This window comes from Neobacillus terrisolis, assembly GCF_051233475.1.
Taxonomy (GTDB): Bacteria; Bacillota; Bacilli; order Bacillales; family Cytobacillaceae; genus Bacillus_BU.
On sequence record NZ_JBKFGH010000004.1, the window covers coordinates 266,125 to 291,659 of the forward strand.

General features: G+C 38.3%; 25 protein-coding genes. 18 read left to right on the forward strand and 7 right to left on the reverse strand.

Annotation, left to right across the window (positions count from 1 at the left end; translation table 11 throughout):
• The first annotated feature begins 41 nt into the window (after positions 1-41).
• The 5 genes from ACI48O_RS03370 (at position 42) to ACI48O_RS03390 (ending at position 4,404) form a co-directional block, all read left to right on the forward strand.
• Complete coding sequence (locus ACI48O_RS03370) at positions 42-974, forward strand: beta-ketoacyl-ACP synthase III (protein ID WP_435560296.1); 933 nt, start codon at positions 42-44, stop codon at positions 972-974.
• Positions 975-1,025: 51 nt separating this feature from the next.
• Positions 1,026-2,267 (forward strand): beta-ketoacyl-ACP synthase II, encoded by a 1,242-nt coding sequence (gene fabF, locus ACI48O_RS03375; RefSeq protein ID WP_435560297.1) that lies wholly within the window; start codon positions 1,026-1,028, stop codon positions 2,265-2,267.
• A gap of 179 nt (positions 2,268-2,446) precedes the next feature.
• Positions 2,447-3,223, forward strand: coding sequence for a DUF2268 domain-containing putative Zn-dependent protease (locus ACI48O_RS03380; protein WP_435560298.1), 777 nt, complete (start codon positions 2,447-2,449; stop codon positions 3,221-3,223).
• A gap of 90 nt (positions 3,224-3,313) precedes the next feature.
• Entirely contained in the window at positions 3,314-3,565 is a 252-nt protein-coding gene (locus ACI48O_RS03385; RefSeq protein ID WP_435560299.1) for a YuzI family membrane protein, read from the forward strand.
• A 92-nt stretch (positions 3,566-3,657) separates the two neighbouring features.
• Positions 3,658-4,404 carry a YjbA family protein gene (locus ACI48O_RS03390; RefSeq protein ID WP_435560300.1) on the forward strand — a complete coding sequence of 249 codons (747 nt, stop codon included), beginning with the start codon at positions 3,658-3,660 and terminating at the stop codon, positions 4,402-4,404.
• Positions 4,405-4,441: 37 nt separating this feature from the next.
• Here ACI48O_RS03390 and trpS read toward each other — a convergent pair whose 3' ends face one another.
• The gene (trpS, locus tag ACI48O_RS03395; protein ID WP_435560301.1) at positions 4,442-5,431 is read right to left on the reverse strand and encodes a tryptophan--tRNA ligase; all 990 of its coding nucleotides are present in this window, start codon (positions 5,429-5,431) and stop codon (positions 4,442-4,444) included.
• Between the two features lie 614 nt (positions 5,432-6,045).
• On the opposite strand from trpS, the gene ACI48O_RS03400 reads away from it, so the two are divergent.
• The 5 genes from ACI48O_RS03400 (at position 6,046) to ACI48O_RS03420 (ending at position 11,660) form a co-directional block, all read left to right on the forward strand.
• Positions 6,046-7,683 carry a peptide ABC transporter substrate-binding protein gene (locus ACI48O_RS03400; RefSeq protein ID WP_435560302.1) on the forward strand — a complete coding sequence of 546 codons (1,638 nt, stop codon included), beginning with the start codon at positions 6,046-6,048 and terminating at the stop codon, positions 7,681-7,683.
• 102 nt (positions 7,684-7,785) lie between these two features.
• Positions 7,786-8,721, forward strand: coding sequence for an ABC transporter permease (locus ACI48O_RS03405; RefSeq protein ID WP_435560303.1), 936 nt, complete (start codon positions 7,786-7,788; stop codon positions 8,719-8,721).
• Between the two features lie 4 nt (positions 8,722-8,725).
• Positions 8,726-9,643, forward strand: a complete 918-nt coding sequence (locus ACI48O_RS03410) for an ABC transporter permease (RefSeq protein ID WP_435560304.1) — start codon at positions 8,726-8,728, stop codon at positions 9,641-9,643.
• Positions 9,644-9,655: 12 nt separating this feature from the next.
• Positions 9,656-10,723: an ABC transporter ATP-binding protein gene (locus tag ACI48O_RS03415; RefSeq protein ID WP_435560305.1), complete on the forward strand. Its 1,068-nt coding sequence runs from the start codon at positions 9,656-9,658 to the stop codon at positions 10,721-10,723.
• Position 10,724: 1 nt separating this feature from the next.
• The gene (locus ACI48O_RS03420) at positions 10,725-11,660 is read left to right on the forward strand and encodes an ABC transporter ATP-binding protein (protein WP_435560306.1); all 936 of its coding nucleotides are present in this window, start codon (positions 10,725-10,727) and stop codon (positions 11,658-11,660) included.
• A 112-nt stretch (positions 11,661-11,772) separates the two neighbouring features.
• On the opposite strand, the gene ACI48O_RS03425 is transcribed toward ACI48O_RS03420, so the two are convergent.
• A complete protein-coding gene (locus ACI48O_RS03425; protein ID WP_435560307.1) occupies positions 11,773-11,958 on the reverse strand; it encodes a hypothetical protein in 186 nt (61 codons plus the stop codon).
• Between the two features lie 525 nt (positions 11,959-12,483).
• Here ACI48O_RS03425 and spxA point away from each other — a divergent pair.
• The 4 genes from spxA (at position 12,484) to pepF (ending at position 17,364) form a co-directional block, all read left to right on the forward strand.
• Complete coding sequence (gene spxA / locus ACI48O_RS03430) at positions 12,484-12,879, forward strand: transcriptional regulator SpxA (RefSeq protein ID WP_435560308.1); 396 nt, start codon at positions 12,484-12,486, stop codon at positions 12,877-12,879.
• A 320-nt stretch (positions 12,880-13,199) separates the two neighbouring features.
• A complete protein-coding gene (mecA, locus tag ACI48O_RS03435; RefSeq protein ID WP_435560414.1) occupies positions 13,200-13,868 on the forward strand; it encodes an adaptor protein MecA in 669 nt (222 codons plus the stop codon).
• Positions 13,869-14,214: 346 nt separating this feature from the next.
• Positions 14,215-15,408, forward strand: coding sequence for a competence protein CoiA (locus ACI48O_RS03440; RefSeq protein ID WP_435560309.1), 1,194 nt, complete (start codon positions 14,215-14,217; stop codon positions 15,406-15,408).
• Between the two features lie 132 nt (positions 15,409-15,540).
• Entirely contained in the window at positions 15,541-17,364 is a 1,824-nt protein-coding gene (gene pepF / locus ACI48O_RS03445) for an oligoendopeptidase F (protein WP_435560310.1), read from the forward strand.
• Between the two features lie 40 nt (positions 17,365-17,404).
• Here the strand turns inward: pepF and ACI48O_RS03450 are convergent, their stop codons facing one another.
• The 4 genes from ACI48O_RS03450 to ACI48O_RS03465 all read right to left on the reverse strand — a co-directional run bounded on the left by ACI48O_RS03450 (position 17,405) and on the right by ACI48O_RS03465 (position 19,986).
• Positions 17,405-17,578: a hypothetical protein gene (locus ACI48O_RS03450; protein WP_435560311.1), complete on the reverse strand. Its 174-nt coding sequence runs from the start codon at positions 17,576-17,578 to the stop codon at positions 17,405-17,407.
• A gap of 291 nt (positions 17,579-17,869) precedes the next feature.
• Positions 17,870-18,751 carry a ClpXP adapter SpxH family protein gene (locus ACI48O_RS03455; protein ID WP_435560312.1) on the reverse strand — a complete coding sequence of 294 codons (882 nt, stop codon included), beginning with the start codon at positions 18,749-18,751 and terminating at the stop codon, positions 17,870-17,872.
• Positions 18,748-19,155 carry a globin domain-containing protein gene (locus tag ACI48O_RS03460; protein ID WP_435560313.1) on the reverse strand — a complete coding sequence of 136 codons (408 nt, stop codon included), beginning with the start codon at positions 19,153-19,155 and terminating at the stop codon, positions 18,748-18,750. Before ACI48O_RS03460 ends, ACI48O_RS03455 begins: the two co-directional genes overlap by 4 nt.
• Before the next feature lie 249 nt (positions 19,156-19,404).
• Complete coding sequence (locus ACI48O_RS03465) at positions 19,405-19,986, reverse strand: CYTH domain-containing protein (protein ID WP_435560314.1); 582 nt, start codon at positions 19,984-19,986, stop codon at positions 19,405-19,407.
• Positions 19,987-20,140: 154 nt separating this feature from the next.
• Here ACI48O_RS03465 and yjbM point away from each other — a divergent pair, with 154 nt between their 5' ends.
• Genes yjbM through ACI48O_RS03480 form a run of 3 tightly spaced genes read left to right on the forward strand, consistent with a single transcriptional unit; the run spans position 20,141 to position 22,537 of the window.
• Positions 20,141-20,785 carry a GTP diphosphokinase gene (yjbM, locus tag ACI48O_RS03470; protein ID WP_435560415.1) on the forward strand — a complete coding sequence of 215 codons (645 nt, stop codon included), beginning with the start codon at positions 20,141-20,143 and terminating at the stop codon, positions 20,783-20,785.
• Between the two features lie 36 nt (positions 20,786-20,821).
• Entirely contained in the window at positions 20,822-21,619 is a 798-nt protein-coding gene (locus tag ACI48O_RS03475; protein ID WP_435560315.1) for an NAD kinase, read from the forward strand.
• A gap of 24 nt (positions 21,620-21,643) precedes the next feature.
• Complete coding sequence (locus ACI48O_RS03480) at positions 21,644-22,537, forward strand: RluA family pseudouridine synthase (RefSeq protein WP_435560316.1); 894 nt, start codon at positions 21,644-21,646, stop codon at positions 22,535-22,537.
• 223 nt (positions 22,538-22,760) lie between these two features.
• Here ACI48O_RS03480 and prpE read toward each other — a convergent pair whose 3' ends face one another.
• Positions 22,761-23,498 carry a bis(5'-nucleosyl)-tetraphosphatase PrpE gene (gene prpE, locus ACI48O_RS03485; protein WP_435560317.1) on the reverse strand — a complete coding sequence of 246 codons (738 nt, stop codon included), beginning with the start codon at positions 23,496-23,498 and terminating at the stop codon, positions 22,761-22,763.
• 66 nt (positions 23,499-23,564) lie between these two features.
• Between prpE and ACI48O_RS03490 the strand changes: the two genes are divergently transcribed.
• Complete coding sequence (locus tag ACI48O_RS03490) at positions 23,565-25,424, forward strand: monovalent cation:proton antiporter family protein (protein ID WP_435560318.1); 1,860 nt, start codon at positions 23,565-23,567, stop codon at positions 25,422-25,424.
• Positions 25,425-25,535: the final 111 nt, after the last annotated feature.

Genomic DNA, 25,535 nt, shown 5'->3' on the forward strand with positions numbered 1-25,535 from the left:
AGTCAAGTTTAACACTGCCAAAATAAAAAGGAGATGTTTCCATGAACGCTGGGATAAAAGGAATAGGCAGATATTTGCCTGAAAGAATTTTAACCAACAAGGAATTGGAACAAAGAATGGATACATCCGACGAATGGATCCGAACAATGACCGGAATTGAAGAACGGAGAATCGCTGATGATTCAATGGATACGTCGGACATGGCTTATGAAGCAGCACTAAAGGCAATCGAGGATGCCAACATTTCACCTGAGGAAATTGATTTAATCCTAGTTGCTACAGTTACTCCTGACCAGCCTTTCCCGACTGTTTCCTGCATCATTCAAGAACGTTTAGGTGCGAAAAAGGCTGCTGCCATGGATTTAAGCGCTGCATGCGCAGGGTTTATGTATGGAATGGTTACAGCAAAGCAGTTTATTGAAAGCGGCACTTATAAACACGTATTAGTAGTAGGTGTTGAAAAGCTATCTAAAATTACCGATTGGAATGACCGAAATACGGCTGTTTTATTCGGTGACGGTGCCGGTGCTGTCGTTATGGGGCCCGTTTCTGAAGGAAGAGGGGTCTTATCCTTTGAGCTTGGCGCTGATGGAACTGGTGGAAAGCACTTATATCAAGATGAATTTATCATTATGAACGGACGCGAGGTCTTCAAATTTGCTGTTCGTCAAATGGGTGAAAGTGCTGTAAATGTATTGGAGAAAGCTGGACTTTCTAAAGCTGATGTTGATATGCTTGTTCCACATCAAGCAAACATTCGCATCATGGAGGCTTCAAGACAGCGATTGGAACTTCCAGAAGAGAAAATGTCAAAAACGGTTAATAAATACGGAAACACATCCGCCGCTTCGATTCCAATTTCGATTGTTGAAGAATTGGAAGCAGGAAAAATTAAAGATGATGATTTGATTGTCATGGTTGGTTTTGGTGGAGGTCTAACATGGGGCGCTATTGCATTGCGCTGGGGTAAATAAAGGATCGCAATTCATTAAAGTTTATACTTAGAAAAAGGAGTTGCAACAATAATGGAAAAACGCAGGGTTGTCGTTACGGGCATCGGCGCGGTAACACCGCTCGGTAATGACGCAGAAACGACTTGGAACAATGTGATTGCAGGTGTATCAGGAATTGGACCGCTAACAAGATTAAATGCGGATGAGTATCCGGCAAAGGTAGCCGCAGAGTTAAAGGACTTCAATATTGAAGCGTTTATCGATAAAAAAGATGCACGAAAAATGGATCGCTTTACGCATTATGCTGTAGCAGCATCAACCATGGCTGTGAAGGATGCTAATTTAACAATTAATGATGAGAACGCTACGCGCGTTGGGGTTTGGATTGGTTCTGGTATCGGTGGAATGGAAACCTTTGAAAACCAATTTGAAACTTTCTTGAATCGTGGATATAAACGTGTAAGTCCGTTCTTCGTACCAATGATTATTCCAGATATGGCTGCAGGTCAAGTTTCCATCATGCTAGGTGCTAAAGGAATCAATTCTTGTACCGTAACAGCGTGTGCAACAGGGACAAACTCGATTGGTGATGCGTTTAAAGTTATTCAACGAGGCGATGCAGATGTAATGGTTTCAGGTGGAGCAGAAGCTCCGATTACTAGAATGTCGGTAGCAGGTTTCTGTGCAAATACTGCTCTTTCTACCAATCCAGATCCACAAACGGCAAGCCGCCCATTTGATGCGAATCGTGATGGCTTCGTCATTGGTGAAGGTGCCGGAATTGTGATTTTAGAAGAGCTTGAGCATGCATTAGCTCGTGGCGCAAAAATTTATGCGGAGATCGTAGGGTACGGAGCAACCGGTGACGCTTATCATGTTACTGCTCCAGCACCAGGCGGTGAAGGCGGAGCCCGTGCAATGAAAATGGCCATTGCAGATGGTGGCTTAACTCCTGAACAAGTTGATTACATCAACGCTCACGGTACGAGCACAGGCTATAATGATAAGTACGAAACTGCAGCAATCAAAGAGGTATTTGGTGAGTACGCATACAAAGTTGCAGTTAGTTCAACGAAATCAATGACTGGCCACTTACTAGGAGCAGCTGGTGGAATTGAAGCAATCTTCACATGTCTAGCATTGAAAGAAGGCGTAATCCCTCCAACGATGAATTTAGAAACACCTGATCCAGAATGTGATCTTGATTATGTACCAAACAAAGCAAGACAAAAGGAAATCAGCGTTGCCATAAGCAACTCATTAGGGTTTGGCGGACATAACGCAACGATCGCCTTTAAGAAGTATCAAGGATAATTTTGATTGTGCTCTATTTGAGCGTATAGTGGCACGGTAATGAAGCAAACTGGCGAAATCAAGTTTCGTCAGTTTGTTTTTTTAGGACGGTAGCACCGATTAGCCTTCCAAATCATAAACTTTCAATAAAAAAGCTTTATTGGAGGGAACAAAATGGGGTAATCAATACTGATTTATGGATGAACGACCACTTTTTCGATCCAATCGAAATCATCAAGCTTATCCTGCAGCAAAATCGAGCCAAAAACTCCAAACTCCAGCCCAATCCACTGCATTTTTACCGCTACTTACAGAAATTTGGTATGTATAAGCCAAGCAAACAAACGGAAAACACCTTTATCCAACTAAAAGAAAAAGGTGCATGGAGCATTACCTCAAAAATATTTACAAAATACCAGCAAAAGTGGCATGGACCAAACATCCCCGTCTATATATTTCCAATAGCTAATAGGCAAAATCTTTTTCAGCAAACATCCAACCAAAAATCAGGGGTTTCATTTCATGACAAGCTATTCCTTTTCCTCACTCCAACCCTCTCCTATAAAGAAATTGAAGCTCTTTTTGTCCATGAATATCATCATGTTTGCCGAATGAAGAACACAGAAAAAGCGCTCGAAAACTACACCTTGTTAGACTCGATTATTCTCGAAGGCTTAGCTGAAGCTGCTGTCCTAGATAACTGTGGGCCTGATTATTTAGCCAAATGGTGTCGTCTTTACCCTGATACAAAAATCAAAACATTTTGGGAGCGTTACTTGGTAAAAAACCTAACAATAAAAAAAGACGACTCTCAGCATGACCGCTTGCTGTTTGGCGGCAAAGGAATTCCAAATATGCTTGGTTATGCGGCAGGCTATACGATTGTCGAGAAATACAAAAAAAGTAGGAACTTAACTGAGCCAGCCTCCTTCACAATCGAAGCAAAAGACTTTTTAGAGATTGCTTTTTTAAACTAATCCAGAGTGTGATGGGTGGGCTTTCGTTCATAAAAACCAATTCCCAACATATATTTTTTATAAATGGACAAGTCCGGAGGGAATATCATTTTGATTTTATTTGAAAAAGAAAATGAGCCCGTGATTAAAGAAAAAGACTTTTTATTTAGAGTTTTCATGGCATTAGTTGGTTTTGGTTTAGCGGTCTCCGGAGGAACGACGGCCATCCTTTATTTAAACCTATTACCATTGGGTTATACCTTTAGTGAGTATGTTACTTTTCTTTCTCAACGTGTTGAGTGTTATTTTTTTCCAATAGGGATTATCATTATTACGTTAAGCATTTATTTTCCGCAAGAATAACCTGCTAAACCATAGAAATTAAGGAATAATTTAACTATTACCTGCCCATACTGATTGACAAACAACAGTTTCTTGAAGTGAGGGGTAAATTCATGTTGTATCTTCATGATGTGTGGGTGAACTGGTTTGAAGGGGAAGAAAACGGGTATAATATTTGTCATTTCCATGAGTGGCGCAAAGACGATGCAGTCGAACTGCTTGATCAAGTGCCGTTATTAAAAATTGATCCAGTGCTTTTTCATTATATTGAAAATGACTTATCTGAGCTTCCACAGCAGCTATTGCATGATGTTTATCAAAAGGCCTATTTGCGAAAAAATCATGAAAGAATTCAATTAGACCACAGCTTTGTCATTACGGATGGGTCTGGAATTCTCGCCGTTGATACAATGGGCTATAACATCCCAATTAGAAAGAGTAGATTGATTCCAAGGCAAGAGCAACTTGTCTATGAAATGATTGAATCTCATGATGTGATTAACTATTCATTTGAGCAAAAAGAGAGCAAAAAGGATTTCCATATTCTCTCGCCAGATCCTGAGTTAATGCGAGGGTTAACACGAAAAGAACGTCAATTAAAACAGCTGTTATTTATGGCATTAGACCACCTTTATTCTTCTAAAAACGTGGCAGAAATAAGGTATTGGTTAACAGAGTGGCGGCCGGAGCTGTACTCGGATATTCAACAGCTAAGCTTTGAAGAAGCTTGGGAACAGCTTTTTGAGGATACGAAATATGGGTGGACATCAAAACATAATAAGTTTTGTGAAAATATCATAAAGGGTCAGCCATTTTTTGAAAAGCTTTGGGAAATGGAGCATGGTCCAAAAGTAAATTAAGGAGCTGCATGATGCAGCTCCTTAATTTTTTCTGTTACTATTTTCTTTTACGCCCAAGTCCCATCGCATTTTCCATTTTCTTAAGCATTTTATTAGCTACCGCATTTGCTTTCTGTGCACCTTGGTCAAGGATTTCATCAAGCTCAGATGATTCCATCAACTCATGGTACTTTTTCTGAATCGGTTCCAGCTCGCGAATGACAACCTGTGCTAAATCACCTTTGAAATCACCATAGCCTTTGCCCACATATTCTTGTTCAATGTCCGAAATGGAACGTCCGGTGAAAATAGAATAAACCGACAATAGATTGGAAATACCAGGCTTATTTTCTTTATCGTATTTTACAATCCCTTCAGAATCGGTAACAGCACTTTTAATTTTCTTTTCAATCTGTTTTGGATCGTCAAGAAGGGTGATTGTTGCTTTTGTGTTTGGATCAGATTTACTCATTTTTTTGTTTGGTTCTTGCAGTGACATAATTCGAGCGCCAACTTGTGGCAGGCGAATTTCTGGGATCTTAAAAATGTCATTGTATTTATTGTTGAACCGTTCTGCTAAATCCCTCGTTAATTCGATATGCTGCTTCTGGTCTTCACCTACAGGGACAAGATCTGTGCTATAAAGTAAAATATCGGCAACCATTAATGGCGGGTAGGTGAGCAATGCAGCAGATACGGCATCTTTTCCAGCAGACTTATCTTTAAATTGTGTCATTCTTTCCAATTCGCCAATATAGGAGATACATTGCATCATCCATCCAGCCTGCGCATGTGCTGGAACCTCTGATTGGATAAACAGGGTTGCTTTCTCGGGATCAATCCCGCATGCAATATATAATGCAGCTAAGCTACGAATGTTCTTTCTTAATTCTAATCTATCTTGTGGAACAGTAATGGCGTGTTGATCCACAATACAGAAGTAACATTGATACTCATTTTGAAGCTCAACGAACTGCTTCATCGCTCCAATATAGTTACCAAGGGTGATCGTGCCGCTTGGCTGAATTCCAGAAAAAATAGTTTTCATGAAGTCACTCCTCCTTTATAAAGTAAAAAACCAATCATCCCATTTGAATAGGGACGATTGGTCCGTTTTCCCAGCCGACTATTCAATCCTTATCATACAAAATTATAACAATATTTTCAAAAAATCAACAGAAGTAATAGAAAATTTCTACCACATAAAAATTAAGTGGAAAAACAGAGAAAATCCTCGAAAAATGTTATTAAAATAATAATTATCCATGTCGAATTAGAGCGTTTTTTCTTTAAAATTTTTCGGTTTTTGAATAAGAGGTTAGACGACTAACATAAATCATACTTGCAAACATTTTTTATAATATTTATAATAAACCTAACAAATGGGTACATGCCTAGCGTGTTACATATTCTTCAAAACCGTATATTCCTAAGGATATTTTAAGAAATGAGTTTATAACAAAAGAAGTTTGCAGAGTAGGTCGGGGATCTAAATCTAGCGTCTACGGAAATCTCTTCACAAAGTTTATAAACTTATTTTTTATTGTCTCTTTTTTAACTAAAATTGACAGATTATTATATAAATATACCTGAGGCGTACAGTTGTTTACAGAGGAAGGGATGCGCGAGGTGCCGTTTGAATAAAAAGTAGGGGGTTAAAGTGTGAAGAAAAGATTTTCTGTATTTTTTAGTATGCTGCTAGTTCTCAGCATGTTCCTTGCTGCATGTGGCGGCAAAGATGATGCTGGTGACAAGAAGGATTCAGGTGACGCTAAAAAAGATGTTCCACAAAATTTACGAGTTAACGTTGCATCTGAGCCTTTCTCATTAAACCCTGGTTTAGCGAACGATAGTACATCCGGAAATATTTTACACCAAACTTTTGAAGGTTTAACTCGTATTGATGGAAAAGGAAAGCCACAGCCTGCAATGGCGGAAAAAATCACAACATCTGATGATTTAACAACTTATACTTTTAAACTCCGTGATTCAAAATGGTCAAATGGCGACCCTGTAACGGCTGAAGACTTTGCCTATGCTTGGAAATGGGCATTAGATCCAGCGAATGAGTCACAATATGCTTACCAACTTTACTACATTAAAGGTGCAGAAGCCGTTAACACTGGCGGTGCATCAGCTGACACACTTGGCATTAAAGTAGTAGACGAAAAAACTTTAGAAGTAACATTAGAGAACCCAACTCCTTACTTCTTAGAGTTAACTGCGTTCTATACTTATTTCCCAGTAAACAGTAAAATTGCTACAGCAAATCCTAAATGGTTTACAGATGCAGGCGATCTATATACTTCCAATGGACCATTCAAAATGGTTGAGTGGAAACATAATGACAGCATTAAACTTGAAAAGAACGAAAACTATTGGGATGCAAAAACTGTAAAGCTTGAAACTGTTGAAGTGAGCATGATTAATGATGCAAATACAGAACTTTCTATGTTTGATAACGGCGAATTAGATTGGGCAGGTTCTCCATTCGGAACTCTTCCTACTGATGCGTTACCAGCATTAAAAGATCAAGGGAATTTAAATATTGAACCATTTGCTGGTACTTACTGGTATAAGTTCCAAACTGAAAAGCCACCATTAAATAATAAAAATATCCGTAAAGCATTAGCTTATGCTATTAACCGCCAAGCTATTGTTGATAACATTACTCAAGGTGGACAAATTCCTGCGATGGCAGCGGTTCCTCCTACAATGTTCCCAGAGAACGAAAAAGGTTACTTTAAAGATAATGATGTGAAAAAAGCAAAAGAATTTTTACAAAAAGGGCTAGAAGAGCTTGGATTAAAGGATGCCTCTGAATTACCGGCGATTACCATCTCTTATAACACAAACGAAGCACACCAAAAAATTGCCCAAGCCATTCAAGACATGTGGAAGAAAGAGCTTGGTGTAAATGTAACTCTTGATAATACAGAATGGGCTGTATATATTGAAAAGCTTCACGCTGGTGATTATCAAGTAGGTCGTATGGGCTGGTTAGGTGACTTCAACGACCCAATCAACTTCTTAGAGTTATACCGTGACAAAGACGGTGGTAACAACGATACAAAATGGGAAAATGCAGAGTTCAAGCAACTTCTAAACGATTCTCAAAAAGAGAAAGATCCTAAGAAGCGTGAAAAAATGTTAAAAGATGCTGAAGAAATCTTTATCGATGAAATGCCTGTTGCACCAATCTACTTCTATACGAATGTTTGGGTACAAGCGGACAATCTTAAAGGAGCAGTTGTTTCAGGTCTCGGAGATATTCAATTGAAGTGGGCTTATTTCGAATAATTGCCCTAAATATTTATTTATTCAGGACAAAGGTATATGGGTGCGTACCCATATACCTTCGTTTCTGAATGAAACGATTCAATAAAATGGAGGTGTGGGATATTGTTAAAATACATTAGCAGACGTTTGCTGTACATGTTGATATCGCTTTACTTAATCGTTACAGCAACGTTTTTCTTAATGAGATTAGCACCAGGAAACCCGTTTACTTCAGAAAAACAATTACCTCCTGATATCCAAGCCAATCTTAATGCACATTATGGTTTAGATCAACCTTGGTATGTTCAGTATGGTGAGTACTTATTAAAGGTTGTCCAGTGGGATTTTGGTCCATCCTTTAAATATAAGGCTCGATCTGTTAATGATCTTATTAGTGATGGTTTTCCTGTCTCTTTAACGCTTGGTGTAGAGGCTATTTTAATTGCAGTAGCTTTTGGGATTTTATTAGGTGTTATTGCTGCACTAAAACATAATAAATGGCAAGACTATGGTGCAATGATTATTGCGGTAATGGGAATCTCTGTGCCGTCCTTTATAATGGCAACGATTCTGCAATATTTTCTAGCAATTAAATTAGGTATTTTTCCGGTAGCGCGTTGGGAAACATTTATGCATTCTATTTTGCCGGCACTAGCATTGGCATCCTCACCAATGGCGTTCATTGCCAGATTAACGAGGTCTAGTATGCTTGAAGTGTTAAGTAATGATTATATTAAAACAGCAAAAGCAAAAGGGTTAAGCCAAGGCGTTATTACGATCAAACATACAATCCGAAATGCGATGCTTCCAGTTGTTTCATACATGGGCCCTTTATCTGCGGGAATCATTACAGGGAGCTTTGTTATTGAAAAAATCTTTGGTATTCCCGGCTTAGGTTCACACTTTGTCTTAAGTATTGCCAACCGTGATTATACAGTGATCATGGGAGTGACTGTTTTTTATAGTATTATATTACTTTTGTCTATTCTCCTTGTCGACATTGCGTATGGATTCATCGATCCTCGTATTAAACTAGCAGGCAGAAAGAAAGGAGAGTAAGGATATGTCACAAATCTCAAAAGAGAAATTTCAGATTGTAGGAAATACCGATTCTGATATTGAGAAGATTTCAAAACCTAGCCTTTCATTTTGGAAAGACGTAACGATCCGTTTTCGAAAGAACAAGCTTGCCATGCTTGGAGTAGTCTTGTTGATTATTCTAGTTTTTATGGCAATCTTTGGACCATATATGACAGGTTATGATTATGCAACAAATGATCTTACGAATACAAATAAACCCCCTTCAGCTGACCATTGGTTTGGAACAGACGATTTGGGCCGTGACGTGTTTACTCGGGTATGGGAAGGCGCGCGGATTTCCCTTTTTATTGGTGTAGCTGCAGCATTAGTTGATTTTACAATTGGTGTCTTTTGGGGAGGTTTTTCCGGCTACAAAGGTGGAAGAATAGACGAATTTATGATGCGGATTGCTGATATTCTTTACGGTGTACCGTATTTGCTACTCGTTATTTTATTAATGGTTGTGCTTGGTCAAAGCTTAGGAACAATGATTTTAGCGATGACGATTACTGGATGGATTAATATGGCGAGGATTGTTCGTGGACAAGTCTTGTCGTTAAAGGAGCAAGAATATGTACTGGCTGCCAGAACACTTGGGGCAAGTTTGCCGCGAATTATGAGCCGTCATTTAATTCCAAATACGATGGGCCCAATTTTGGTTACCATGACTTTGACCGTTCCTTCTGCTATTTTTACAGAAGCTTTCTTAAGTTATTTGGGCTTAGGGTTAACTCCTCCGCTTGCAAGCTGGGGAACAATGGCTTCTGATGCTTTACCAGCACTCAAGTATTATCCTTGGCGCTTATTCTTCCCAGCAACATTTATTTCATTAACCATCTTTGCATTTAATGTAATTGGAGATGGACTACGTGATGCACTTGATCCGAGATTACGCAAATAGGGGAGTGAGAATATGGAAAAAATTCTTGAAGTAAAAGATCTATCAATCTCATTCCAAACATATGGAGGAGAGGTAAAGGCTGTCAGCAATGTAAGTTTTGATCTTTATAAGGGTGAGACGCTTGCTATTGTTGGTGAGTCAGGTTCAGGGAAATCTGTGATGACTCAATCCATCATGAAACTGATCCCAATGCCGCCCGGAAAAATAAAAAACGGACAAATCCTGTTTAATGGGAATGATATCGTACCAAAGTCAGAGAAAGAAATGGAAAAAATCCGTGGTAAAGAAATCAGTATGATTTTCCAAGATCCGATGACATCTCTAAATCCAACGATGAAGGTTGGCCGTCAAATCATGGAGGTCCTGATCAAACACCAAAAAATGTCCACAAGTTCTGCAAAGGAACGGGCTGTTGAGCTTCTTCAATTAGTAGGAATTCCAATGCCAGAAAAACGGGTAAATCAGTATCCGCATGAGTTTTCCGGCGGGATGAGACAAAGAGCGATGATTGCGATTGCACTTGCTGCAAATCCAAAACTATTAATTGCAGATGAACCAACAACGGCACTGGACGTTACAATTCAAGCGCAAATTCTGGATCTAATGAAAGATTTACAAAATAAAATGGATACTTCCATTATCTTTATTACCCATGACCTCGGTGTTGTTGCCAATGTCGCAGATCGTGTAGCGGTTATGTATGCGGGGAAAATTGTTGAAATGGGCACAGTGGACGAAATTTTTTATGATCCACGCCATCCTTATACATGGGGATTACTAGCTTCAATGCCTAGCTTAGATAATAATGATAAGGCTGAATTAGCTGCTATTCCAGGAACTCCTCCCGATTTAACGAATCCGCCAAAGGGAGATGCATTTGCAGCAAGAAATCCATTTGCATTGGCCATTGATTTTGAAGAGGAACCACCAATGTTCCAAATCTCTGAAACACATTTTGCAAAAACATGGTTACTACATCCGGATGCACCTATGGTTGAACCGCCAGAATCAGTAAAAAATCGGATACGCAAAATGTCCTCCAATTTTGATAAACCAATCATGGTAAAGGAGGGTAAATAGGATGGCTGAAAAACTATTAGAAATTAAAAATTTAAAGCAATATTTTAATATCGGCAGACCCAATCAAGTGAAAGCAGTGGATGATGTTACTTTTGATATTTATAAAGGGGAAACGCTGGGCTTAGTTGGAGAATCAGGTTGTGGGAAATCGACCACGGGGCGTTCGATTATTCGCCTTTATAATGCAACAGACGGCCAGGTTTTATTTGACGGTGTAGACGTTCATGGCAAAAAATCGGCAAAAGACTTGAAAATCTTTAATCGAAAAATGCAAATGATCTTTCAGGATCCTTATGCCTCTTTAAATCCTCGGATGACAGTAGCTGATATTATCGCTGAAGGTATTGATATTCATGGTTTGGTGAAAACCAAACAGGAACGGATGGAAAGAGTATACGAACTTCTTGAGACGGTTGGATTAAATAAAGAGCATGCTAACCGCTATCCGCATGAATTTTCCGGTGGGCAAAGACAGCGGATTGGTATTGCCAGAGCATTAGCGGTGGAACCGGAATTTATTATTGCCGATGAGCCTATTTCTGCATTGGACGTGTCCATTCAGGCTCAAGTGGTAAACTTAATGAAAAAGCTGCAGCGTGATAAGGGATTAACTTATTTGTTTATCGCACATGACCTATCAATGGTTAAATATATAAGTGATCGGATTGGGGTAATGTATTTTGGGAAATTAGTAGAGTTAGCACCTGCAGAGGAACTCTACAAAAATCCTCTTCACCCATATACGCAATCACTTCTGTCAGCAATACCGATACCGGACCCAGAGACAGAGCGTTCGCGCCGCCGTCATTCATACGATCCAAGTACCCATCATTATGGGGAAAACGAAAAAATTGAAATGAGAGAAGTACGGACTGGTCATTTCGTTTATTGTTCTGAAAAGGAATTTGCTGAATACAAAACGAACTATAAAGAGTAAAAAAACGATCTCAATATTTGAGATCGTTTTTTCTATTATATAGGTTCAATGCTTGTCACGCTTACAAGCCAACGAGTGGTGTTAATTTTTTACCGAACATCTGCTTCGTAATTTATTTTTTCTTCCCGCCGACTTGCTTCCAGCCAACTTGTACCTTAGCTGATTGGTCAACGAATTCAGTGCGGTGCTTGCTGCTCGCTAATTTATTCCCAATTCCGTTCGTCAATGCTCCCATGAAAGCCGTAATTCCGATGATCAGTAATGAGACAACCGTGAAATCAATTATGTAATCTACCATGATAAACCTCCATTGTTCATGTCTTCTGGTAAAACCCGAAGTTTTCATAACCCCTTTACTGTTATTGTAAAATAAGTAGGTTTAGAAAGGAAGAAAGAAATACTTATTATTAAAAATTTTGAATAATATAGTTTTCTTTTTCAATGTTTTTGTCTAATTGAGAATAAATTGGTTGATTTTTGTATTATAAGTGAGCAGATGAGCAAAAAAAATTATAATAAATATGGAAATGTAAATGAATCATAACGCTTACAATCCATTTCGTCTGTGATAAAAGTCAATTGATTTAGAAAAAAACTTTAAAAAAAATGAAACTTTTTCGAGTTTAATACGTTAAATAGTATCATTGGGTGTATTACATACACTAATATATGAAATTTTAAAAAGGGGTATCAATTTGAATCTTAATGTTGTATAATTTGAATATACATTTCTTATTTAAATTAATTTTTATCTGGGATTCGATATAAATTATCAAAACTTACCATTATTAATAAATGTCGAGTAAAGGGAGTGTGAATTTGTATGGTTACATTATACACTTCACCAAGTTGTACTTCATGTAGAAAAGCGAAAGCATGGTTAGAAGAACATGAAATCCCATACCGGGAAAGAAATATTTTTTCAGAGCCTTTGTCAATCGATGAGATAAAAGAAATCTTGAGAATGACCGAAGATGGGACAGACGAAATTATTTCAACTAGATCGAAAACTTTTCAAAAGTTAAATGTAAATGTTGAAACGATGCCGCTTCAAGATTTATTTGAATTAATTAAAGAAAATCCTGGCTTGTTGCGCCGTCCGATTATTATCGACGAAAAGCGTCTTCAAGTTGGTTATAATGAAGATGAAATACGTCGCTTCCTTCCTAGAAAGGTTCGAACTTTCCAGTTACGTGAAGCACAACGTCTTGTAAATTAATGTAAAGAGGCTGACTTAGTTAGCCTCTTTTGTCATCTTTAAGAATGGAAAGATTTCAAAATTGTGATTGACTTCATTTTTTGTTAATATATAAGGAATACTTAGGTTTATAGGCTAATAATGGTTTTTCGAAACCCTTAGTTTTTATTTCCCTAATTATTGTTTTTAGCATAAAATAGTAAGTACAAGGTCAAATTATTATGTTCAAATTAGCAACGATTTGGTATCAGCCTTTTTAAAAAAGGAGAGAAGGGTGCATAATCGTTATATATGGGGGTATTTATTCCCTTCATTCCTTTATCAGAAGGGAGAGTTGGATGATGGAAATTGAACGTATTAATGAGAATACCGTTAAGTTTTATATTTCTTATGGTGATATAGAAGAAAGAGGCTTTGATCGCGAAGAAATTTGGTACAACCGAGAGCGGAGTGAAGAACTCTTCTGGGAAATGATGGATGAAGTCCATCAGGAAGAAGAATTCAGTGTCGAAGGACCTTTGTGGATTCAAGTTCAGGCTTTAGAAAAAGGTTTGGAAGTTTTGGTGACGAGAGCTCAGTTATCAAAAGACGGACAAAAATTTGAATTGCCTGTTCCGGATGAAAAATTAAAGGATCTCCCGGTTGATGATCGAATTGAAGACCTTCTTGATCACCATTTTAATCCCCGTAATGATCAGGAAAGTGATGAACCCTTTGAAGATAACTTAGAGTTTTTATTAACTTTTGCTGATTTTGAGGATTGCATCGCCTTGTCTAAAAGACCTGGGATTGATGATTTAAAAACAAAGCTTTATGCATTTGAAAATAGATACTATTTATTTGTTGAATTTCCAGAAGATCAGTTTGAAGAAGAGGAAATTGATGATAAATTAAGTATTCTGCTTGAATATGCTCACGAATCCTCCCTTACAATCCATCGGGTTGAGGAATATGGCCGCCTTGTAATTGGAGAGAATGTTTTTCAAACACTAAGAGAGCACTTTTCATAAAAAAACCGATTTCCCATGGAATCGGTTTTTTTCTGTGCTCAAAAACAATGTTGATTTTGAGCATTCTGTTGATTGGAGCGGAAGGTGCGAGACTCCTCTAAAATGCTTAGGCATTTTATCGTGCGGTGTTCATTCAATGATGATAATTCAACGTCCTGCGGGAGAAGGTGTCACGGGAGACCCCACAGGCGCTTGCGCCGAGGAGGCTCCCGGACTCCCCCTAAGGTGCGCGAGCACCTGTAGCGGAAATCAACAGCCCCATTTAACAAAGTCTATTTTTTGTAAAAATGAAAAAGGTTTTTTGCTAGGAATTGTCGAACTGTTTCGTTAGAAAGGAGGGAGGTAAATGTTAACTGCATTAAACAGTGACGGCAGTTTAATTTGTTTAGCGGATCATCAAAATCGGCAATCGTTACTCCATTTAAGAGAAAAAGAAAAATTTTATTGTCCCAGATGTAAGGAAGGTGTGATATTAAAAATTGGTTCAAAAAAAGTTTCGCATTTTGCTCACTATAAATCCAGCAGCTGTTCTGAACAATATGAACGAGAATCAGCTTATCATCTATTAGGGAAACAACAATTGTATTTATGGTTGAAAGAACAAGGCTTTCAGCCGGAATTGGAGGCTTATGATGAGGTGATAAAACAAAGGCCGGATATCCGATTCACTTTTCAAAACATAAGGTATGCAGTCGAATACCAATGCTCAACGATCCCCGATGAAAGCTTCATAAAGCGGACGAGGAATTATTTGCAGCATCAATATTTTCCAATATGGATTTTAGGTGGTCATTTTTTCACTCGGAAAGGAAATGGGGTCGTTTCGCTTTCTGACTTTCAGTATTTAACGATAACGAGTACAAACAATCAATCGAGTCTTACATTTTATTGCCCAAATGCAAATCAAATGATATTTTTAAGACAAATTTTTCCAATCAGTATTCGCAACGCAATGGCCTCCATCAGTATAAAACCTCTAAATAATCTAAACGTACCTGAATTTATTAGTCCACATAATCATGGTTTTTCTCCCCTTAGTACGTGGCAAAAGGAAATGAAAACCTTCAAACAGTTTTACTCGCAAAAACCTCAATCTTTCCGTGATCCCTTTCTTAAAGAGCTTTATCTCAATCGACTCCATTTTGCACTTCTACCTCCAGAAATAGGACTACCTGTTTCCAATAGTATATTTATTCGAACACCTCCTGCAGTCTGGCAGGGGTATCTTTATCTTGATTGTTTTAAAAACCGGAGCCAGGACGAAGCTATTTCCCTCAATACGATTAACCAAGCATTCCAAAAAAGAGTATGGAAAAAGCAAATTTCCTTGCGAGAGCTTGCAATGCTGAACGGGGATGCTTCTTTGGCTGTTCAGGAATATTTAAAACTCCTCACTGCATGCGGTTATTTAACAAAGATAAGTGCGACGGATTTTACCTTTAATTATGAGCTAAAGTCCGCAAGAAACATGGTTGAGCAGGAGCGAATGGAGCTGTCTTTTTATCAAAAAAACAAATCTTCTATTCAATTCTTTCGATAAGTTAATGATTTAAACAGAAAAAACATACAATAAACAGGAGTATTTTTGCTTATTTTGAAGGAAATAAAGACAGGAAATAGAATACAAACAATAGGTTCATTCCGACAAACAAAAGTGAATGGAGGGTTTTAGATGGAACAAGAGGTCAAAACAAAAGGACTTCCAGCACGGCAGGATATTGCTAAAGAAGACACATGGAAGCTTGAGGACATCTTTTCTTCAGACGATGTGTGGGAAAAAGAATTTCAGGAGGTAAAGAATTTAATTCCTGGAATCAAAGAATATGTTGGTAAACTAAATACAAGTGCTGATACTTTATATAATGCATTGTCTTTACAGGATCAAATATTAGAGCGACTAAGTAAGTTATATACGTATGCTCATATGCGCTATGATCAAGATACAACCAATTCCTTTTATCAAGGTCTTGATGATCGGATTAAAAATTTATATTCTCAGGCGGGAAGTGCTCTGGCTTTTATCGTGCCTGAACTTTTATCGATTGATGAAAATAAGGTTAAGGGTTTCTTAAATGAGAAACAAGAGCTTAAACTTTATGAGCATGCATTAGATGAAATTAATCTGCAGCGCCCGCATGTACTTTCTGCCGAGCAGGAAGCATTGTTAGCGGAAGCGGGAGAGGTGTTAAATTCATCAAGCACAACTTTCGGAATCCTTAATAATGCGGACTTAGAGTTTCCAAGTATTAAGGATGAAAATGGCGGAGAAGTAGAAATTACTCATGGACGCTATATTCGTTTTTTAGAAAGCCAGGACCGCCGTGTCCGTGAAGATGCATTTAAAGCGGTATACGGTACGTATGGGAAATTTCAAAATACGTTTGCAAGTACACTGGCCGGAACGGTTAAAAAGGATAATTTTAGTGCAAGAGTTCGCAAGTATGAGTCGGCCCGACATGCCGCATTGTCAGCCAATAATATTCCAGAGTCTGTATATGAAAACCTAGTCGAAACAATCCATGAATATTTACCTTTGCTTCATCGCTATATTAAACTTCGCAAGGAAGCTTTAGGCTTAGATGAATTGCATATGTACGATCTTTATACTCCGCTTGTGAAAAATGTAAAGATGGAGATCAGCTATGATCAGGCAAAGGATTTAATCCTTAAGGGATTGGCTCCGTTAGGGGAAGACTATTTGAATGTTTTAAAAGAAGGGTTCGAAAATCGGTGGGTTGATGTCCATGAAAATAAAGGAAAGCGCAGCGGTGCTTATTCTTCAGGTTCATATGGGACAAATCCATATATCTTAATGAATTGGCAGGACAATGTAAATAATTTATTTACACTAGCTCATGAATTTGGACATTCTGTTCATAGCTATTACACTCGAAAATCTCAACCTTACCCGTACGGAAGCTATTCCATTTTTGTTGCGGAGGTTGCATCAACCTGCAATGAAGCGCTATTAAATGAATATCTTATTAAAACAACAGAAGATGAAGAGAAGCGACTTTATTTATTAAATCATTATTTAGAGGGCTTCCGAGGAACCGTTTTCCGGCAAACCATGTTTGCAGAGTTTGAGCATTTAATTCATCAAAAAGCTCAAAATAATGAGCCGCTTACACCAGATTTGTTAACTAAGGAATATTATCAATTAAATAAAAAATATTTTGGTGAAGAAAATATTGTCATTGATGAAGAAATTGGTCTAGAGTGGGCAAGAATCCCACATTTTTACTACAATTATTATGTATATCAATATGCTACCGGTTTCAGTGCCGCAACTGCACTTTCAAAACAAATCCTTGAAGAAGGTGAACCAGCAGTTACGCGTTATCTGGATTTCTTAAAATCAGGAAGTTCGGATTATCCGATTGAGGTGTTGAAAAAAGCAGGAGTGGATATGACAAGCAAAAAGCCGATTGCTGATGCATGTAAAGCTTTTGAACAAAAGCTAATGGAAATGGAAAAATTATTGTTAAAGCGCTAAAAATAAAAGGATGAGCAGCTTAATATAATCTGCTCATCCTTTAAAATCCTTTGAATTTCTTACGATTGTTGATATAGAAAAGCAGTATAAACAAAGCTAAAAACAACAATGGTGAACTTACATACAGCGGGACAAGACCCAATAATCCAAAAAGATTATAAATAAATGTGACAACAATCAAGATTAGCATAATCGTGATCATGACAATTTTCATTCATCCCACTTCCGTTTTTTATTGTATATTACTTTGATACTATTCATATGTGTCGAAAATATGCATCCATTTTGACAATCTTGTGAAATGACCCCTTCTTTTATTGCAGATAGTGTTAATTCCGTGATATATTTTAACCGTGAAGTTGATCACAAACAAACATATACCCCTTTGTTTGACCGTGAAAAATTTCTCCCATCCCCTTTGTTCGTAAAATAACAGAAAAAACCTTGCAGCCCAAGACTGTAAGGTTTTTTTCTTTTGTTCTGAAATCAGTTCAACATCCGTATCTTATTCTTCAACCGCTCTCCAAAAGATTCCGTATTTTGCAGGAACTTGCTCTGCTTTTTGCTTCAGCTGTAGTTTTTTCATTTCCCGGTTTACTTCACTCATTGTCATATTATAAACGACTGCAATTTCTGTTGCGGCGACCAATTTAAAATACTTTAAGAAGCTTTCTAAAGATGGGGGGGCTGCTGGAATCGGTTTTTGCTGGAGCATTTCCTCCAGAATTTGAACATAAATATCATATGGGTAATAGCCAGTAATTTTAATGCCTTCCTCTTCAATATTTTCATTAAAGAAAACAAGTGTAGGAATTTCATTAACTTCCATTTCTGAGGTAATCTTTAGATCACATTGGAATGCCTTTGAAGCAATATCAGAGTGAATGTCGTTAACAAACTCGTCCACATCTAAATGGACGCTTTTGGCACATTCGATCAGAACCTCGAAATTGGATACATTTTGTTTTTTGATAAACAAAGCTTCTTGGATTTTACGAAAAAAACGGATCCCGGATTTTCTTCCTTGCAGTTCGGCAGCTTTTATGGCAATGGAGGTCAAATAAGGAGAAGAAATTGGATTTTCAAGCCAAAGACTTCCATCACAAGACATACCAGACCGACTAGCTGTTTTTTCCCAAAGCTCAGCTATTGTTTGATACTTTTTCTTTTTTCCATGATTTAAGGAACCGATGCGACCGCTTAAAATATGCTTTATCGAGAAATATCTCCCATATTCAATTTGCAGTTTTTTTGTAATAGGCTCAAGCGCCCAACACTCGGGACTAAGAGGATCCACAAACATATAGATCTCGATAGGTTTCTTCTCGCCGTTTAAGCTGAAGGGAGAAGAACCGTAATTTTTATGGAATGGACCATGTTCGTTCACAGTTTCTCACCTTTCATACTGTCAGAATCAGGCGTATTAATCATATGTTGTGCAGTTAAAACGAGTCTAGAATAATACTCCTGGCGGATTGAACCTTCTAATCCAACTTCATCCATGGCCTCAGACATGCAAGAAAGCCATGCTTTCGCTCTCGTAGGAGTGATTTCAAAGGGTAAATGACGGGCACGCATCATCGGATGGCCGTGCTCATCGGTATAAAGGGAAGGACCACCTAAATATTGGGTTTGAAACTGCTTTTGTTTTCTTGACGTTTCTGATAGGTCATTTGGAAAAATCGGTGAAAGTTCTGGATGGTTTTTAACCCGGCGATAAAAAGAATCGATCAATTGATGTAACTTTTTTTCACCAATGGCCTCAAATGGTGTGGGCAATTTATCAACCATAATAGTAGTGCTCCTTTACTAATTTGTTGTGTGTATCCCACATTAACGGGTAACGAAAACCCCCACTGAGGAAGTTTCACTTTATATTTTAGCAACGCTTATTTTATATCTCAAACAAATTGCTTTTACAAATGACTTTAGCATTTAACACACCTATTATAATTTACACAAAAAGCAAATTAGTTTCCAGTTTGAAGCTATATTTTAGAATAGAAAATAATGGTCGAGCTCTTTTGGGGCCAAATTCGATCAACCTTGCAAGTACTTTTGACGATAAAAGCGCTGTACTTTATTCTCGGTTTTTCTAGTCGGGATTTGTAAACTATTTAATAATTTGTGGAATAGTTGTTGGCCACTGTCAGGATCACTTACCTCATACTCTATTTCATAATCTTCTAAATTAAGATAAAAACTATGATCTAAAACAAGTAGCCCACCTTCATATTCAAATTCTATTCGGTAGGTTGTTAACGATCCGAAGTATTCGATGTCTTGATAAGGGATACCAGCCGAAGCAAGCAGGGTTTTTACTGGTCCATTTGGAATGGTGCCATGGTTTAACATAGCATCCTTCTCATTCAGCGTAAGAAGTTGATTAGTCTCCAACAGTCCAACTTCTGCTGGCTGCTTTAAAGTCATCTCCCACTGATTTCCTTTTTCGCGGATGCGCAGGGCAGAATGGACCTCTTTTAAGTTAAATATAGGGGTATCAAAATAATGATTGATTTGTTTTTTGATTTGCTCATCATCAATCTTAAAAAATTCTTTTAAACAGTCATACTCTTCTTTGGTTAATAGGTTTTTAAATTCGATTTCGATTTGCTGAGACAAGGCAATCTTCCTTTCAACTTTCTGTCTTTTCTATTATCGCCTTCTTTCCGCACGGATTCAATTTTGGGAATCAAGGAATAAATGTGATAAAATATGAATTAAATGCCTGTGTAAGTGTTTAGGGGAAGGTTGAATTCGGACGAGGTGAGATTTGTTGGAACATTGGGACCACTTTTTAGCTCCATACAAGCAAGCGGTTGAAGAATTGAAAGTGAAGCTAAGGGGAATGAGAGGGGAATTTGAACTTAATACTACTCATTCACCAATTGAGTTTGTTACAGGTCGGGTTAAACCGATTGCTAGTATATTAGATAAAGCAAATCAAAAAGGAATACCTTTAGACAAATTGGAAACGGAAATGCAAGATATTGCCGGTTTAAGAATGATGTGCCAATTTGTAGATGATATAAAAAGAGTGGTAGAACTTTTACGAACCAGAAATGACTTTGAAATTGTTGAAGAAAGAAATTATATTTCTCATAAAAAAGCAAGCGGGTATCGCTCCTACCATGTGGTCATCCGTTATCCGGTCCAAACCATTTCCGGAGAGAAAAAAATTTTAGTGGAAATCCAAATTAGGACATTAGCCATGAACTTTTGGGCAACGATTGAACATTCCTTAAACTACAAATATAAAGGGCAATTTCCTAAGGATATTCAAATACGGCTCCAAAGAGCATCAGAGGCAGCTTTTCGGCTTGATGAGGAGATGTCGTTAATCAGAGGAGAAATTCAGGAAGCACAAGCCTTTTTTACATTAAAAAAAGAAACCCAACAAGAGGGAAAAGGCAGTAAATAGATAGCCAGTCAAAGTAAAAAAAATGAGGGGTTTAAAATGAAATTTGCAATTACTTCAAAAGGGGATTCTCGATCGGATACTTTAAAGCATAAAATGCGGACTTATTTACAGGACTTTGATTTAGTCTATGACGAAGATCAACCCGATATTGTTGTTTCCATCGGCGGTGATGGAACGCTTCTCTATGCCTTTCATCGATACAGCAGTCGACTGGATAAAACCTCCTTTGTTGGGATTCATACCGGTCATTTAGGTTTCTATGCAGATTGGGTGCCAGAAGAAATTGAAAAGTTGGTTATTGCGATTGCACGGACACCTTACCAAATCGTTGAATATCCGTTGCTTGAAACGATCATTAGATATCAGCACGGAGGAAGAGAAACACGTTACCTTGCATTAAATGAATCCACTGTAAAGAGTGTCGAAGGAACACTTGTTATGGACGTTGAAATACGTGGACAGCATTTTGAACGGTTTCGTGGGGATGGATTATGCGTGTCAACCCCATCAGGAAGTACGGCCTATAATAAGGCTTTAGGAGGGGCTATTTTGCACCCTTCCATTCATGCCCTGCAGCTAACCGAAATGGCATCCATTAATAACCGAGTCTTTCGTACGATAGGCTCTCCACTTATATTACCGGATCATCATACATGTAGATTAAAACCGGTAAATGAGCCTGATTTTCAAATTACCATTGATCATTTAACCTTATTGCATAAGGACGTTAAATCCATTCAATATCGGGTTGCTGATGAAAAAATCCGCTTTGCTAGATTCAGACCTTTCCCGTTCTGGAAAAGGGTCCATGATTCATTTGTATCAGAAGACTAATATACATAGAAGGATAGATACTCCATGGGACAAAGGTTTTCCATCAGCTGGGAAATTACTGCTGAACAGGCTGGAATGCTGATTAAGGATTTTTTAAAAGAACATGAAATTTCCAAGACTGCATTAACCGATATTAAGTTTAAAGGCGGCAACATATTAATAAATGGAGAAAAAGTAAATGTGCGCTATCGTTTGGATAGCGGCGACATATTGAAGGTTATTTTTCCTAAAGAAGAACCGAGTGAAGGGATCGTGGCAGAAGAAATTCCATTGTCGATTCTTTATGAAGATTCGTATGTAATGGTTGTGAATAAACCTGCCGAAATGAGTACGATTCCATCACGGGAGCACCCAACCGGTAGCCTGGCCAATGCTTTAATAGGCTATTATCAATCAATAGGTGTTGCAGCCACGGCACATATTGTCACGCGGCTTGATCGAGATACATCAGGCCTTGTGTTAATTGCTAAGCATCGTCACGTTCACCACCTCCTAAGTCAACAACAACAAAAGGGTGGAGTGAAACGAACGTATGAAGCGTTTGCGTCAGGAAACATAGCCAATGATACTGGAACCATTAAACAACCGATCGCCAGAAAAAAGGACAGCATTATTGAGCGTGAGGTTCATCCTGACGGTCAATATGCCTGTACAAATTATAAGGTATTGCACCGTGGCAGGATTTTCACTCATGTTGAGCTACAGCTGGAGACAGGGAGAACTCATCAAATAAGAGTTCATCTTTCCTACCTTGGTCACCCGCTTCTTGGTGATGATCTATATGGTGGTCCGATTGACCTGATTTCCAGGCAGGCGTTACATTGTCGGGAAGTGTCGTTCCTTCACCCGTTTTTACGGCGAGAATGTCACTTCAAAGCACCGTTGCCTGAGGATATGCGTTGTTTGTTAAAAGAATAGGCTGTGTTATTTTGCGCACTTGTTGATTGGAGCGGAAGGCGCGAGACTCCTGCGGGAAAAGCAAGTCTTGGGAGACCCCGGAGGCGCAAAAGCGCCGAGGAGGCTCCCGGACTGCCCTAAGGTGCGCGAGCGCCTGGAGCGGAAATCAACAGGAAGTTTAACATAACCTAAAAATTGAAAAGCGACTCACCACTGAACGGATGGCGGGTCGCTTTGCTTCATCTTATAACTCTTTAAACTTTTCGGCAACGAAAGGTAAGGAAGAAGGCACAGACACGATTTCTTTTTCAGGATATCGTAATGCCGACAGCTTTCCACCAAAAACTGCACCTGTATCGATATTATAGGTGTTATGGAGCACTCTAACAGCTCTTACCGGTGTATGCCCATAAACAATACAGGGCTTGCCTCGATAGTGCATTGCCCAATCAAGCCGTACGGGAGAACCGTCAGGATGTTTTTCTCCGGTTATATCTCCGTATAGGACAAATGTTTTTACCTTTGAATTAAATTTTCCTATATAATCCCCACGAATCCCAGCATGGGCAATGACTAATCGTCCTTTATCTAATTGCTGATAGAGGGGTGCTTTTTCATAAAGCTCAATAAATTTTTGTTTAATTTCTTGCTGTTCTCCTTTAGGGAGCGACTCGTATTCAGCTACAGTGGTTTCAAGACCATGAGTAATTTGAACTTTGTTGCCTTTAAAGAAGCGATACAGTTTGTTGCAGTGATTGCCGGGGACATAATACGCTTCCTTCCTAGTTACAGTCAGTTCATAAATAATTTCAATTACTTTTAGTGATTGTGGTCCTCTGTCCGTTAAATCGCCAACAAAGGCGAGTTTTCTCCCTTGTTTATGTATGGGAATACCTTCTTCCCAATCATAGCCGAGCAGCTCTGTTAGCTTTTTAAACTCCGTGAAGCAGCCGTGTATATCACCTATAATATCCAATTTCATTTTCATCTGCTCCCTTTAATCATTTATTTTGCATTGTAATCATTAAATACATCGGGGGGAATGGTTATGGAACATCCAGCATCGGTAATCTCTCTTTTTATTGTGATTATTTTTGCTTTTTTAACACCAATCATACAGCACAGATTGAAACTTACGATTATTCCTCTCGTCGTGGCAGAAATTTTAATGGGATTAATCATTGGTAAAAGTGGGTTTAATCTCGTTCACGAAGATGTGTGGCTTGAAACTTTGTCTACACTCGGTTTTATATTCTTAATGTTCCTAAGTGGACTTGAGATTGATTTTACAGCATTTTCCCGTAAAAAATCCCCTGATTTGCTTCCAAACGGGAAAAAGGAACCAAATAGCTTTGTTGTTGCTTTTATTATTTTTATAGGCATCTTTCTCGTTTCCTATGTGCTGTCCTTATTATTTGGTGCTGTTGGATTAATGGAGAATGCTTTTCTAATGACCTTGATTATTTCTACGATCTCGTTAGGAGTCGTGGTTCCTACATTAAAAGAAGCTCATTTAATGAAAACGGTCATCGGTCAGATCATTCTTTTAGTTGCCGTCATCGCTGATTTAGCTACGATGATCCTCCTCGCAGTCTTTGCATCAATGTATGAAAACAGCGGAGGAAATACATGGCTCTTGCTCGTTCTTTTTGGAGTGGGTGTTATTTTATATTTCATTGGAAGAAGATATAAAAATCAATCATTTTTAAATTCACTATCAAAAGGAACAACGCAAATCGGAACCCGTGCTGTTTTTGCGTTAATTATCTTCTTGGTTGCTCTTTCGGAAACGGTTGGCGCTGAAAATATATTGGGAGCATTTTTAGCCGGTGTGCTTGTTTCTTTACTTGCTCCAAACCAGGAAATGATTCATAAGCTGGATTCGTTTGGCTATGGTTTTTTAATCCCAATCTTTTTTGTGATGGTAGGCGCGAAGCTTGATTTATGGTCGCTTTTGGGTGACCCTGATTTGCTCATCCTTGTGCCATTACTTCTAGGAGCATTATTTTTATCGAAAATTGTTCCGGTCTACATTTTAAAGCTTTGGTATGACTTTAAAACAGTAACAGCATCCGGATTTTTGTTAACCTCTACACTTTCTCTTGTCATCGCTGCAGCAACGATTGGGGAAAGATTAGGGGCTATTTCTTCGCAAATGGGCAGTACCTTAATTTTAGTCGCGGTCATTTCCTCCATATTCACCCCGATGGTATTTAAAAAACTGTTTCCGAAGGATCAGGCTTTGAGTAAAAAAATAAAAGTTGTTTTTATCGGGGCCAATCAATTAACACTACAAGTGTCAAGGGAGCTAAAAACGTCTCTTTATGAGTCCATATTGGTTACAACTAAACAAGAAAAAGCAGAAAGACAGATTGCCGATTCTTTATTTGACTTAATCGAATTAGAGGATTACTCGATCGATACTTTGGAAAAAACAAATATCTTTTCAGCCGATACAGTCGTTATTTTAACAGGAGACCAAAAGAAGAATGCGGACTTAGCAAAGGAGATTAAGCAAAAAGGCGTGAACCGTGTTATTGCTAGAATTGAGGAAGCGAGTTTACAGGAAGAGCTGAGAAATGACAACATCGAAGTCTTCTCGGTTATGCTCGCTCAACACACTTTGCTGAGAGCAGCGATTGAATCCCCTGGGGTGATGGAGATCTTAACGAACCAGGAGACCGCTTTATATGAAATTCATATGCTGAATGAAGAGTTTGCCGGGATGGAGTTAAGAATGTTTCCATTTACCGGGGATGTTATCTTTGTAAGGATTTTCCGTGGGAAGGATTCCTTGATTCCACATGGCGATACTGAACTTCAGCTAAATGATCGTTTAATTGTTACCGGTTCTAAGGAATATGTCGAGCAATTAAAAAAAGAATTGGAATTTTGTCTATGGTGTTAAACTGTTCGATTTTTGGAAACGATGGTGTAAGTATAAACAAATATTCTCTTTTCTTTTATAGAAAGGTATAGTAAAATTAGGACTAGGTACTAATATCATGTATTAACAGGA

Bases quoted from the DNA above. Each gene is read 5' to 3' on its own strand.
- ACI48O_RS03415 (WP_435560305.1), top strand. From the start codon at position 9,656: ATGGAAAAAATTCTTGAAGTAAAAGATCTATCAATCTCATTCCAAACA.
- ACI48O_RS03460 (WP_435560313.1), bottom strand. From the start codon at position 19,155: ATGGTTGATAAATTGCCCACACCATTTGAGGCCATTGGTGAAAAAAAG.
- ACI48O_RS03420 (WP_435560306.1), top strand. From the start codon at position 10,725: ATGGCTGAAAAACTATTAGAAATTAAAAATTTAAAGCAATATTTTAAT.
- trpS (WP_435560301.1), bottom strand. From the start codon at position 5,431: ATGAAAACTATTTTTTCTGGAATTCAGCCAAGCGGCACGATCACCCTT.
- ACI48O_RS03370 (WP_435560296.1), top strand. From the start codon at position 42: ATGAACGCTGGGATAAAAGGAATAGGCAGATATTTGCCTGAAAGAATT.
- ACI48O_RS03410 (WP_435560304.1), top strand. From the start codon at position 8,726: ATGTCACAAATCTCAAAAGAGAAATTTCAGATTGTAGGAAATACCGAT.
- spxA (WP_435560308.1), top strand. From the start codon at position 12,484: ATGGTTACATTATACACTTCACCAAGTTGTACTTCATGTAGAAAAGCG.
- ACI48O_RS03490 (WP_435560318.1), top strand. From the start codon at position 23,565: ATGGAACATCCAGCATCGGTAATCTCTCTTTTTATTGTGATTATTTTT.
- prpE (WP_435560317.1), bottom strand. From the start codon at position 23,498: ATGAAATTGGATATTATAGGTGATATACACGGCTGCTTCACGGAGTTT.
- mecA (WP_435560414.1), top strand. From the start codon at position 13,200: ATGGAAATTGAACGTATTAATGAGAATACCGTTAAGTTTTATATTTCT.
- ACI48O_RS03390 (WP_435560300.1), top strand. From the start codon at position 3,658: ATGTTGTATCTTCATGATGTGTGGGTGAACTGGTTTGAAGGGGAAGAA.
- pepF (WP_435560310.1), top strand. From the start codon at position 15,541: ATGGAACAAGAGGTCAAAACAAAAGGACTTCCAGCACGGCAGGATATT.
- ACI48O_RS03380 (WP_435560298.1), top strand. From the start codon at position 2,447: ATGAACGACCACTTTTTCGATCCAATCGAAATCATCAAGCTTATCCTG.
- ACI48O_RS03425 (WP_435560307.1), bottom strand. From the start codon at position 11,958: ATGGTAGATTACATAATTGATTTCACGGTTGTCTCATTACTGATCATC.
- ACI48O_RS03475 (WP_435560315.1), top strand. From the start codon at position 20,822: ATGAAATTTGCAATTACTTCAAAAGGGGATTCTCGATCGGATACTTTA.
- ACI48O_RS03440 (WP_435560309.1), top strand. From the start codon at position 14,215: ATGTTAACTGCATTAAACAGTGACGGCAGTTTAATTTGTTTAGCGGAT.
- ACI48O_RS03450 (WP_435560311.1), bottom strand. From the start codon at position 17,578: ATGAAAATTGTCATGATCACGATTATGCTAATCTTGATTGTTGTCACA.
- fabF (WP_435560297.1), top strand. From the start codon at position 1,026: ATGGAAAAACGCAGGGTTGTCGTTACGGGCATCGGCGCGGTAACACCG.
- ACI48O_RS03480 (WP_435560316.1), top strand. From the start codon at position 21,644: ATGGGACAAAGGTTTTCCATCAGCTGGGAAATTACTGCTGAACAGGCT.